10 protein-coding genes and 1 pseudogene are annotated in these 11944 nt (G+C 63.2%); all 11 read right to left on the bottom strand.

Annotated features, from left to right (window positions below; all coding sequences use genetic code 11):
* Positions 1–21 precede the first annotated feature (21 nt).
* Positions 22–804: an SDR family NAD(P)-dependent oxidoreductase gene (locus G6N42_RS00055; RefSeq protein WP_174262196.1), complete on the bottom strand. Its 783-nt coding sequence runs from the start codon at positions 802–804 to the stop codon at positions 22–24.
* Positions 805–868: 64 nt separating this feature from the next.
* Positions 869–2236 (bottom strand): aromatic ring-hydroxylating dioxygenase subunit alpha, encoded by a 1368-nt coding sequence (locus G6N42_RS00050; protein WP_083129047.1) that lies wholly within the window; start codon positions 2234–2236, stop codon positions 869–871.
* A gap of 60 nt (positions 2237–2296) precedes the next feature.
* A pseudogene (locus tag G6N42_RS31535) lies at positions 2297–2805 on the bottom strand (aromatic-ring-hydroxylating dioxygenase subunit beta).
* Positions 2806–3360: 555 nt separating this feature from the next.
* Positions 3361–4821 carry an aldehyde dehydrogenase family protein gene (locus tag G6N42_RS00040; protein WP_163724444.1) on the bottom strand — a complete coding sequence of 487 codons (1461 nt, stop codon included), beginning with the start codon at positions 4819–4821 and terminating at the stop codon, positions 3361–3363.
* 196 nt (positions 4822–5017) lie between these two features.
* Positions 5018–5308 carry a 4Fe-4S dicluster domain-containing protein gene (locus tag G6N42_RS00035; RefSeq protein ID WP_014211449.1) on the bottom strand — a complete coding sequence of 97 codons (291 nt, stop codon included), beginning with the start codon at positions 5306–5308 and terminating at the stop codon, positions 5018–5020.
* On the bottom strand, positions 5305–7092 hold the full coding sequence (locus tag G6N42_RS00030) for an FAD-binding protein (protein WP_232076029.1): 1788 nt from the start codon (positions 7090–7092) through the stop codon (positions 5305–5307). The genes G6N42_RS00035 and G6N42_RS00030 overlap by 4 nt, the downstream gene beginning before the upstream one ends.
* 110 nt (positions 7093–7202) lie before the next feature.
* Positions 7203–7712: an aromatic-ring-hydroxylating dioxygenase subunit beta gene (locus G6N42_RS00025; protein WP_163736708.1), complete on the bottom strand. Its 510-nt coding sequence runs from the start codon at positions 7710–7712 to the stop codon at positions 7203–7205.
* 946 nt (positions 7713–8658) lie between these two features.
* Positions 8659–9735, bottom strand: a complete 1077-nt coding sequence (locus G6N42_RS00020) for a dihydrodipicolinate synthase family protein (RefSeq protein ID WP_014211445.1) — start codon at positions 9733–9735, stop codon at positions 8659–8661.
* A 167-nt stretch (positions 9736–9902) separates the two neighbouring features.
* Positions 9903–10289: an SCP2 sterol-binding domain-containing protein gene (locus G6N42_RS00015; protein WP_014211444.1), complete on the bottom strand. Its 387-nt coding sequence runs from the start codon at positions 10287–10289 to the stop codon at positions 9903–9905.
* A gap of 45 nt (positions 10290–10334) precedes the next feature.
* Positions 10335–11222, bottom strand: a complete 888-nt coding sequence (locus G6N42_RS00010) for a VOC family protein (protein WP_163724441.1) — start codon at positions 11220–11222, stop codon at positions 10335–10337.
* Positions 11223–11240: 18 nt separating this feature from the next.
* Positions 11241–11944 (bottom strand): dihydrodipicolinate synthase family protein (locus tag G6N42_RS00005; RefSeq protein WP_163724437.1); only part of this gene is annotated, 704 nt, incomplete at its 5' end.

The following is an 11944-nucleotide window of genomic DNA, read 5'->3' as shown; positions in this document are numbered from 1 at the left end:
TCCAATGGTTAGGGACCATGCTCATACCGCCTCGAACGCCCGGAAAGTGACGCCGGCGGTCATGCCTCCGTCGACCGGCAGCACGGCACCAGTGATGTAGGACGCCTCGGGCGAGGCAAGAAACACAGCCGGTGCAGCGATCTCGTCTGGTCCTGCGAAACGCTGCATCGCGCAGAGGTCAACCATCATCGAGGCGTGTTCGGGGTGCTCGGCCAGGAACCGTTCGATCCTCGGCGTACGGGTGCCCCCAGGGGCGATCGCGTTCACGCGGATGTTGTCGCGAGCGAAGTCGAGGGCCATGTTTTTCGTGAGCAGCACGACCCCGCCTTTGCTCGCGCTGTAGGCGGAGCACCTGTTCTCGGCCAGAATCCCGGCCGTCGACGCGACGTTAACGATCGATCCGCCGCCACCCTGGCGTAGCAAGGGGATTACGGGTTTGGACATCTGAAAGACACTGCCGAGGTTCATGTCGATCTGGCTGCGCCACTGCTCCTCGCTGATCTCCTCAACATTGCGGGCCAGGCTCCCGCCGACGACGTTGAACAGTGCGTCGAGCCGCCCGAACTCGGTCAGCGTCCGTTCGACGACACCGTTGGCGACCTCGCGGAGGCAAACGTCGCCGGCGACGCCGCAAACTGCCGCGCCGGACTCGGCCAATTCGGCCACGGCGGCATCGAGACCCTCGCCGTCGGTGTCGGCCATGACACAGCACCCACCTTCGCGGCACCACCGCATGGCGATCGCCTTACCGATCCCCGCCGCGGCGGCGGTGACGATCGCGACCCGGCGGTCCCCCGCCGTCACGGCACTCACGCGGCGCCGATCGTTGGACGGGCGCATTTCGCGCACAGCCTGGGTAACAGGTTCATCAAGCACGCCCACCGAATGCGGCAGGTTGGCCCATGTATTCCAGCCATCTCCCCCAAAACCGCCGCTGGTTCTGCTCGGCGTACCCGCTCGGGAGAGCCTCTCCCGGCCCTGGCCAGTCGGTGAGCGGAGTCAAGTCCATGCCCATCTCGTAGTTCAGCAGGCCTGCACCGGCGAACGGACCCTGGACAGATTCGGTGATGGCCTTCCATGCCTCGGCGTCGTCCTGTTCGAAAACACCGCCCGGGCCGAAGTTGTTGACGTAGGACGCCTGGGACGCATCGCGCAGCCATTCCGGAGCGTCGCGTTCGACCAGGAACCAGGAGAGGATTTCCATCCGATCATGAGAGAGCGGATGCCACACCCGGAACGTGATGAAGGGGGTTGGGGGCGACATATGGTCCGGCGCGATGGTCACGTTGATGAACGACAAATTCGGGAACACGGTGCCGTGAATAAAGGCCGAGCGTCGCATCATGTCCTTGTGTGCCGGCGACGGATAGGACGCCGCCATCTGGTCGACGACTTCGTCGGGGTATCCCTCGTACTCGGGAAAATCGGCGAGCGTGGGCGGAAAGCCGAGTACGCCGACGCCGTGGCCGTTCTGCAGCGAGATCTCCGCTGGTGCGCTCGCGAAGTTCGGGTCACCGGGCGCCATTCCCAGCTCGACCATGGAGCGGTGAGCAAAGAGGGTGTGGTAGGAGTCGCCGACAAAATTGTCGGCGGCTGTCTTCCAGTTCGCCGACATCACCCATCGATGCGGTGCCCCTATCACCTCCAAACCGCCCGCCGTCTTCTTCGCAATGAGGTCGAGGTAGAACGTCGTGTCGCCGAGGTAGTCGGTCAGACTGGGCGCTTTAGGATCGACGCTGCCGAAGATGAATCCGGCGTACGAGTCGACATGGGGGATGTGACGTAATCCCCACTGCGACTTGTCGAAGCCGCCGGGATAGGCCTCCCTCATCGCCGGCACACCGACGAGCTCGCCGGTGTTGCTGTACACCCAGCCGTGGTACGGGCACTGGAAATGCGCGGTGTTTCCCATCTCCGCCCGGCACACGAGCGCACCACGGTGTCGACAAGAATTGGACAGCGCCTGGATCCGGCCGGAGCTGTCCCGGCAAACGATCACCGAATCGGCCCCGATGTGCCGCACGACGAAGTCGCCGGACTTGGTCAACTCCGACTCATGTCCGAGGAACACCCACGCTCGTCCGAAGATCCGCTCCATCTCGATCGTGTGCAGCGCAGGATCGCTGACGACGCGGGCCGGTAAGCGCCCGACCTTGAGCCCGTCCGCTACGTCGCGCAACGCGAGCCGCAGGTAGGGATCGGTCGCGTCAGCTGTTCCGGTTGTTTCGGTGGTCATATGGTCGGGCCCTTTCTGGAATTGGCGATATCCACGAGGAGGTGGTGAGGGGAGCTGGCCCTACAGGAATACCGACAGGTTGTCGATGGGCAACGTCGAGTGGTCGAGCAACACCTCGCGCCGAGCCAGCCGCAGCGAATCGTCGGTCCGGCGCAACACGTCGACGCGTTCGGCCGAGAGCAACTCCCAGCGGCCGCTATCTCCGCGGCTGCGAAAGAACAACAGGTTCGAGCGCACGGTCAACTCATCAGCCCCCGGTCCGGCAGTCGTGCGGATGTTGGACACGAAGTGCCGGGTCCGCGACCGAGGTGACTCGGCCCACGAGAAGTCCGTCTCGCCGCGAAGAACCCGCATCTCCAAACCCGTGTAGTCGTCGTTCCAGTGCGCGATCGCGCCCACCCAACCCGCGGAGTCCTCCTCGTGGTGCGCACCGGAACCACATACCGGATGTCGGGGTCGAGCAGACCCAACCATTCCCGGAACTGCCCCCCATCGAGTAGCTCCGCCTCCCGGAACATGAACGCCTCGACAGCCTCACGGGTATCCCGATCGACCCCGACCGCATTCATCACACCGAACTCCTCGATCAACCCGTCAACACTCACTCTCTGTTCTGCTGAACAGATGCGTCCTCCGCTGTAGAGAATGCTAGATACGTCACACCGGCCCGTCAAGACGCCATGTCGGAATGAACCACGACCAAAACGGCTCCCACAGCAAGCCCCACGGCGCTCCCCGAACCAGCCCCACGGCACACGTCATTGGCGGCCAGCGAACCTGTAGACGACAACCGGATGTATCGCCCGGTCGTCGCCTTGCCCGGCGGCTTGACAGCGGCGGCGGCCCTTGCAATGTGCGCACTGTCGGTGAGAGCGCTGCCGGCGTTTTCCTCGTCAACGCGCGGCAGCACACGCACGTCTATTGGCCGGTCCCTACGTTATGAGGGTCGAATCGCCGCGATTAGAGGGCTGGAATGGATCATTAATGGTGGCAGCCTGCTAAAGCACGCGCCGCTCATGCCTCCGCACCTTCGGCGGAGTTATCCCTATGCATCGATACCGCCGCGTCGTCGTCGCGGATCTACGCCCGTGACGTTTATGTGTCGGTCAGGCTCCCGGCCGGACTCAGGACAGCGGAGGGCCTGGCGGCCCGATGCGACGGCTGATTGTTTGTAATTCGGTGTAGGAATCCAGGCTGGCTGGAGAGAATTCGCGTCCCAAGCCGCTTGCTTTCGCCCCACCGAAGGGTGCGCGGGGGTCGAGGGAGGTGAAGGTGTGGCTGTTGATGAAGACGGAGCCGGTGTCGAACCGACGGCCAAGCAGGAACGCCCGCTCTTCATCTGACGTCCAGATCGAGGCGGCAAGCCCGTATTGCGATTGATTCACGAGCCGGATCACGTCGTCGAGTTCGTCGTATTTCAGCACGGGCACTACCGGGCCGAACTGTTCCTCTTCGACGATTGCGAGGCGGGGATCAGCCGCAGTGACCACGCTGGGCATCATGAAGTGGCCGTGGTCCCAGGCCGCCGAATCGAGCCGCTGCCCGAGGGTGGTGACGGTCGCGCCGCTCGAGCGCGCGTCGTCCACGATCTTCTCGACGAGGTTCTTCTGCTGAGCGTTGTTCAGCGGCCCCATGGTGACTCGGGGGTCGTCGCCGGGCCCGACGACGATTTCATCCACGGCGGCTGAGAACGCTTCCACGAAGCGGTCGTGGATGCGGGTCGGCACGTAGATACGTTTGAGACCGAAGCACACCTGGCCGGTGGTCGCGAACGCGCCTTTTACGATCTGCCGCATAGTCTCGGGCGAGAGGTCGACGTCGTCGAGGAGGATCGCAGGGTCGTTTCCGCCCAGCTCGAGCGTCACCCGCTTGATGTCGCGCGCGGCCGCGGCCATAACTTTGCGCCCGGTATCGATGCCGCCGGTGAAACCAATCTTGCGAATTCTCGGGTGAGCGACGAGTGCTTCTCCGACCGCGTCGCCTCCGGTGACCATGTTGAGCACGCCCGGAGGAAAGTGCTGTTGGAGGGCTCGGATGACTTCAGCGAGAACCAACGGGGAGTTTGCCGCCGGCTTTAACACGACTGTGTTGCCGGCGACGAGCGCGGGCGCCAGCTTCATGAATGCCAGGACCACCGGGAAGTTCCACGGCGTGATGGCGGCCACCGGCCCGATTGGGCGGCGGCGGATGAGGGTCGTGCCCCCGGTGTCGCGAATCTGTTGGTCTGCAAGGATTTCAGCCGAAATGCCTGCGGTGTAGCCGCAAATGCCCGACGCGAATTCGAGGTCGACGTGCGACTCTTCGAGGATCTTTCCGTTCTCCCGGCTCAGGATCGGCGCATATTCCTCGATCATGTCGTGGATCGTGCCTGCGGCGGCAAGTAGTGCTCCCTGGCGTTCTTCCAGGGGCCGCGATGACCATTCTGGGAACGCCATTGCGGCAGCTGCGACCGCTTCGTCGACCTGCCCGGGTGCGGCGTCTGGGACCGAACCGAGCAGTATTCGGATATCAGCCGGGCTGACGACGTCGATCGTCCGGTCGGATGTTTCCTCACGTCCGTTGATGATGAGGTTTGCGTTGATCATGCCGAAGTCCTAACTTTCCTGCGGGGAACGGTTGATTTGTGGGAGCCATGTCTGGGTCATCGGAGGATCGCCCGGCGACCGCGAGATAAGTGCCGAATCCGGCGCCGGCCGCATCGGGCGGCCATCATCGCCTGACCCCGCAGCCTGGACCTTGCCGAATCCGAACACGCCCCGGCTTGCGCTATTCCGATGGACATCAAGTTTTATTTTCGTCGGGCGGAGCGTCGCGGCTGCCGTCGAGGGGCTCTACGCCCGGAAGGAAGGGGTCGGGGATCACTAGTGCGTGGCTGACAACGATCGCGTCCACGTGGCAATCGATTGCGCACAACCGACAGGAATGACAGTCGTTGGGGTAGATGATCTTGGCTCGCCACTTGGTGGTGGCCCACGGTTCGTCGCCCTCCACCAGCCGGATCACCCCGGTTGGGCAGCTGTCGATGCAGACGTTGCACCCGTCGCACGTTGTTTCGTCGATGCTTTCGATCACTGAACCGCCGCCTCCTCGCGGTAGCCTTGCGGCACGGTATATGGACTTGGATGACGGCCGGGCGGCGCCTGCACCGGCCACGACTGGATCGGCAGGTCGCGTTCGCTGAACTGCAGGTCGAATTCACCGCCGCTGCCCCGGCGCACGAGCAGCCACTTCAGCCACTCATCGTTGTCGGCGTAGGGGTAGTCGATACGAAACAGCTCCCCGCGACTTTCGGTGCGCCGCTTCATCGCCTCACAGGTGATGATCGCCAACGTCAGGTATGCGCGCACTTCATGCGCCTTCTTAAGTTCTTGATAGTCCGGTGCGAAAACGTAACGCAGTACCCGATCCCGGATCCGGTACAGCTCAGCGAGCGCTGCATCGATCCGTGCCTCCGACTTGAACAATGCGAATGCCGGATTGGCTGTCGCCTCGCCGATGGCTTTCCACACATCCACCGGCCGGACCTGCCGCAGTCGACGCATCGGCGCGAAATACTCCGCGAAGCTCTCCTGTGCCTGGTTCTCCCACACACTGCGCGCTACCGCGTGACCGCCGCGCGCCGCCGCCGCAGTGCCCGCCCGGTACCCCGCAACGGCGGAGAAGCTCGAGATCCCGCTGCCAGAAATTCCCGACATCAGATGCGGGCACGCCGTGCCATACCCGGCCGCGTACAGGCCGGGCACTGTGGTTGCTCCGTCCAGGTCGATCGTGGGACCGCTGGTGCTGCTCGTGCCGAGCACGATGAACGGGGTCACCTCCAGCAGGTCCGTGGAGGGATCGACGTCAAACTCGGTAAAGGCGCGCCGCACCGTCGGAGACACTTCATACAGCACCTCTAGATCCGCCTGTGGTACGTGACGCAAGTCGAGATAGCACGGCCCTCGGCCCTCGACCATCTCGGTCATGATCGCGCGCGCGATGGTGAACAGCCCGCCCTTATCCCCCCAGATCGGGTCATAGCGGTCCATGAAGTACTCGCCCGCCACGTTGCAGAACTTGCCACCGATCCCCTGAATCTTGGCTTGACCCGGTGTGAAGAATGACCGATTGAAGTAACTCCAGGCGGCGAACTGGCCGAACTCCATGCCGGCGAACTCGGCACCCACTCGCCACGCCGCCACATGTCCCTCCCCGCTGCAATGGTCGGCGAACGCGTAATGCAGCTTGGGATACCAGGGGCCGGTGTTAAGGATGACGCTGCCCGCCGTAAAGACATGACACTGGCCGGTGACAACGTTTACCCCCACCGCACCACACACCGCACCAGCGGTGGGCCGGCACCCGTCGGTGGTCAGCAGATCGATCACATCGACTCGCTCGAACAGACGCACCCCCGCCGCCTTCATCCTCTCCTTGAGGATTTCCATACACACGCGACCATCCACACCCAGCGTGGTGCCAAGGTTGTGGCCGCGGACCGTCACATACTTCAGCGACCCATCCTTATGGGTGGAATAGGGCACACCCCACTCGATCTGCTCGTTAACCCTGTCATAGGCCTCGGCTATGTATTGCTGCACCCAATCCTGATCGGCCAAATAATTGCTGCCCACCACGAACTCGCGCGCCCACTCGGTCATCTCCTCACCCTGCACCCGGTGATCAGGGGCGTATTGGCTGTGGACATACGTCATCGGCCCTGCCCGAGACACCACCGCCTTCTCTACCAGAATCACCGACGACCCCAACTCCGCGGCCCGTAGTGCTGCCCGCACTCCGCCAATTCCCCCACCCACCACCAAGACGTCGCATTCTTGGACCGACACATCCAGGTCACTTCCCATAACGCCAGTCACGCCTTCACCAACATCTCGATCAAGTCCGTCTCGCTTGTTTCGGTGGTCATATGGTCGGGCCCTTTCTGGAATTGGCGATATCCACGAGGAGGTGGTGAGGGGAGCTGGCCCTACAGGAATACCGACAGGTTGTCGATGGGCAACGTCGAGTGGTCGAGCAACACCTCGCGCCGAGCCAGCCGCAGCGAATCGTCGGTCCGGCGCAACACGTCGACGCGTTCGGCCGAGAGCAACTCCCAGCGGCCGCTATCTCCGCGGCTGCGAAAGAACAACAGATTTGAGCGCACGGTCAACTCTTCAGCCCCCGGTCCGGCAGTCGTGCGGATGTTGGACACGAAGTGCCGGGTCCGCGACCGAGGTGACTCGGCCCACGAGAAGTCCGTCTCGCCGCGAAGAACCCGCATCTCCAAACCCGTGTAGTCGTCGTTCCAGTGCGCGATCGCGCCCACCCAACCCGCGGAGTCCTCCCTCGTGGTGCGCACCGGAACCACATACCGGATGTCGGGGTCGAGCAGACCCAACCATTCCCGGAACTGCCCCCCATCGAGTAGCTCCGCCTCCCGGAACATGAACGCCTCGACAGCCTCACGGGTATCCCGATCGACCCCGACCGCATTCATCACACCGAACTCCTCGATCAACCCGTCAACACTCACTCTCTGTTCTGCTGAACAGATGCGTCCTCCGCTGTAGAGAATGCTAGATACGTCACACCGGCCCGTCAAGACAACATCTCCGAATGGACCACGACCAAAACGGCGCGGAACTAATGACGATGCTGCACAACCGATCTGGACGCGAGCTCACGTGGCGCCTCCATCGGATGCGCGATACCCGGGCGCCTGGCGCGTCACCTTATGTAGACGAGATCACGCTAAGTCCTGACGAATCAGGCATTTACGACGCGTTCGGCAGGCTGCGGCAGTGCAAGCAAGATCGCGACTGGACGTGTTGATCGCTTCGACCGACTTGCCTTTGCGCCGGGGCCGCCAGCCGCTCATGGCCGAGGTCTGTGGCGATATCGTCGTGCTGTCGGTGCCCTGCTATGAACATTCGGCCGCGGGGCGCGGGAACAGAAAGCACTCGCGGCGGTCGTTGCCGCGATTGTCCGCGGCGAAGCCGACGAACACCCGGGTGGCGGGCGTTAGCCGACTCCACTCCCCCGATCGCCCGAGTCGGCAGGCGATGATGATTGTCGCACCTATGGGTTCGGACATCTCCGAGTGATCGCCGGCGTGGTCCCTGGCAGACCGCCCGTGGCGCTTGTGACTTGTGACATGCTCGCTGCGGCCACGGCGGCGAAAACGCTTGTTACGCCGAACATCTGGGTGCTCGGCGACGCGTTGGGTCGGGTGCGACTTCCTATCCTGACGCTGCTCTCGATCACAATCCTGACTGGCTGACCCATCATCGTGCACGGGCTCTCGAAGAAGCCCACCAGGTCGGTGGCCGCGAGCAGGCGGCATTGTTCAACCTCGCCACCGTCGCAGTGCTCGGCTTGGCAGTCCTTCCCGAAGTTCAGCCGGTGCTGAGTGGGCTGGCGACGTTGGCTACAGACCCAGACGCCTAGGTGGCGGGAGTGGTCAGCAAGTCGCCCTGACGGTTCTTCCCCGGCGTCGATGACGAGGCGGCGGCGCCGTTCGCCGCGGCAGGCGGCAGCCCAGCGGCTTCCCTTGACCGGTGATAGCGCTCCGCAAGTCCTGCCCAGCGTTCACCGTAGCGGTGCGCGGAGTCGACGACGGTCTGCGGTATGTGAACGAAGGGCGGCCGAGCAGCCCCAGCACGCCCATAGCCCGCAGTGTCGATTGCGATCTTCCACCAGGCGGACTGCATGGCTTGGAATTCCTCCATAGTCAGACCCAGCGTTCGAAATGGCGCCTGCATCTGGTCGGCGATGGCCGCGGCCTCTGTCCAGTTGCCACGCTGGCATGCATCGCGCAGCGAAAGCGCGGGCCAGGGGCCCATGCATACGTCGATGCTCCACGCTCCGGCAGCGCCGAACATCATTGCGGGGTACATCAACTGGTCCAAGACGAGGACCGACATCTTGTCCTTGACCGCTTTGATGGCGCCGATCACATTGAAGATGTCCATCGAGGTCTGCTTGAGCGCAACGATATTGCGAATCTGGGCCAGCTCCCTAAATGCACCGGGCGGCAATGTGATGCGGAACGCATGCGGGTTCTGGTAGATCATGATCGCCAGCTCCGGAACGGCCTCGGCGAGGTCTTTATAGTACTGGACCGCGTTCTCGGCAGTCTGCGGCAAATACATCGGCGGTCCGCTCATGATCCCGTCCGCCCCGAGGTCGGCGATGACGCGGGCGCGTCGGATCGAGTCGCGCGTGTTGAGCGTACTGGCACCAACGAACACCGGAACCCGAGCGTTCACCGTCTCCACGACCGTGGTGATGAGCGTGCGGTATTCGTCGTCGGAAAGGGTGTGCGACTCGCCGGCGCTGCCGGTCGTGACGATGCCGTCGACACCATCACGAACCAGTCGATCAACCAGAGACGCCAGCGCATCGGTGTCGATCGTGTCGACCGCGTTGACATCGGCGGCGTCCGGCGTCGAGCAGGCCGGCACGAATCCCCACAACCCCTTCATGTCGCTGGGAACGAGTTCGCTGGTGCGTGTTGTCATGAGCCGTGTCCAATCTGGTTTGAGGATTTTCGGAATGGCTTTGTTGGCGGTATGGTCGCGCCGGACCGTCCAGGGTGGGACTTGAGCCGATGGTAGGTGCCGATGCACTCCCGTTCGTGGCATTGTGTCCCTCGGCGCGAAGTCAACTCTAGGCGCCGCGATAAGTGCTAGTAGTCGATGTCTAAGCCGCTCTCGAGTTCTGCGAGCCGATCCTGGGCTTTTCCGATCGACATCATCTTCATCATGTTGCCGACGGCTTTCATCTGCCCGGTCATGGCCGCGGTCTGGCCGTTTAGCGCACCCCGAGACAGCTCGACGTTTGTTTCGTAGCTGAGCTCGGCCTCCACGTCGGGCGTGCGCGGCGGGGATCCGATACCGACGATGAGCGACCCGTCAGAGAAATGCATGTAGTAGTCATCGCTGGCCGGGCTCTGCGACACGGATACGCGGAGCACCACGTCATGTCCCTTCGCTGCAATGCGGAACCTCTCGTCGGCATTGGCCGCGTCGGTCACCGCAGTCGCCCAGTCGTCGGTTAGGAACTGGATCGCCATTTCACCTCCATATGATCGTTTTCGTCGTCTCGTCCGTCGAGCCGTTCATGTTGTTGCGGCTTCGAGTGCTCCTGGTGGTGTTTGGGCGACCATCTGGTGGCCCCACACACTGGGTCGGTCGTACTGGGCGACTGTCCAGGTTTCGTCGTCGACGGTGGCCCCATCCCAGCCGTACTCGAGGTCAAACCCGCTCGGTGTTCGGACGTAGAACGACACCATCCGATCGTTGACATGGCGCCCCAACGTCATGCTCAGCGGAATGTTGCGCGACATGCACAGGTCATAAGCCATCCCCACGTCATCAAAACTTTGCACCTCGACCATCACGTGGTGCAGTCCCCGCACACCCGGCATCGGAGTCAACGCGATGCTGTGATGGCGCGGGTTGCAGTAGAACCACAGATCGATGAAGGTGTAAATCTCATCGCTCTTCTTAAACCCCAACACCCCCCGCAAAAACCGGTCGGCCTGCGCGAGGTCCGGCGTCGCCAGCACCACATGACCCAACCCCTGCGCACCGGTGACGAACCCCGACATCGCACGACCGGGCCGGAAGGAACCCGGCACCACCTTCTGACCGTAAAACAACTCATGACGCAACCCCGAAGGATCCGACAGCGTCAAAAACCCCAACACCCCGCGGGCCGCGCAGTCCTCCTCGGTTCCCACCTCAAACCCAATACCCTGCCGATGCAACAACTCCCCAGCAGCCTCAACCGCCTCCTCGCTGCCCACATCCCAACCCGCATACAACATCCGGTTGCGCTCCCCGTGATGCACAGCCAACCGGTGATCGGCGTCATCGATCCGCAACAGAACCGACCCACTGGCCGCCTCCACCGCCTCCATCCCCAAAACCTCCGGACCGAACTCCAACCACTCCTTCGCATCCGGAGACTCCACACCCACATAACCCAACGCCTTCACCAACATGTGCTGTCCTCAGGCGATTCAGTGGTTCGAGACGGCAAGTGACGCATAGCGCTGCTGGAGTGCGGCCCAGTTCTTGCCGGCCTCGCGCCCGCCAGCCAAATAGGACTCCGGCACTTCGGTGTACGGCGGTCGGGTGGGCCCCGTGCGCATAAAACCGGCCGCCTGGAATTGGGCGTTGTCGATCTGGATGCTGTACTTGAGGAATTCAGCGAAGTTGCCGCCGGGGTAGAGCGTCTCGAGAGCGGCCTCGAGTTCGTCGGTGAGCGTTTGGCAGTCTTCCCAGCGGCGGGCTCGGATTAAGTCGCGCAAGTGGGTTACCGGCGCAGGACCGCAGGCCACATTGCCCGACCAGCAGGCGGTGACCTCCTCTGGGAATAGCCGGGCAAAGTAGTACCAGTCGGTCTCAAGCGGCAGTAGCCGCACACGACCGCCGACGGCGCGGAGGTCGGAGAGGAAGGCGGAGCCACTGAGCAGTCCGAGATGCTTGGCAGCGACAACCTGTGGTATCTGGCTAAGCGCCTCGTATGCGGGGGTCCCGATCTTTCCCTTGAAGGCGCCCGGGTTGTCGTAGACCACCAGTGCCAGGTTCGGCACTGCCTCGGCCACATCGCGATAGAAGCGCACAATTCCGGCGTCGTCGAGGGGCAGCCACATCGGACGACCGACGAACAAACCGTCGGCGCCGAGCTCGCCGAGCCGACGACCTCGAGTGATCGTATCAG

Origin of the sequence: Mycobacterium gallinarum, assembly GCF_010726765.1 — a bacterium.
Lineage (GTDB): Bacteria > Actinomycetota > Actinomycetes > Mycobacteriales > Mycobacteriaceae > Mycobacterium > Mycobacterium gallinarum.
This window is presented reverse-complemented; position numbering and strand designations above follow the sequence as displayed.

Bases quoted from the DNA above. Each gene is read 5' to 3' on its own strand.
- G6N42_RS00015 (WP_014211444.1), bottom strand. From the start codon at position 10,289: ATGGCGATCCAGTTCCTAACCGACGACTGGGCGACTGCGGTGACCGAC.
- G6N42_RS00020 (WP_014211445.1), bottom strand. From the start codon at position 9,735: ATGACAACACGCACCAGCGAACTCGTTCCCAGCGACATGAAGGGGTTG.
- G6N42_RS00040 (WP_163724444.1), bottom strand. From the start codon at position 4,821: ATGATCAACGCAAACCTCATCATCAACGGACGTGAGGAAACATCCGAC.
- G6N42_RS00050 (WP_083129047.1), bottom strand. From the start codon at position 2,236: ATGACCACCGAAACAACCGGAACAGCTGACGCGACCGATCCCTACCTG.
- G6N42_RS00010 (WP_163724441.1), bottom strand. From the start codon at position 11,222: ATGTTGGTGAAGGCGTTGGGTTATGTGGGTGTGGAGTCTCCGGATGCG.
- G6N42_RS00025 (WP_163736708.1), bottom strand. From the start codon at position 7,712: ATGAATGCGGTCGGGGTCGATCGGGATACCCGTGAGGCTGTCGAGGCG.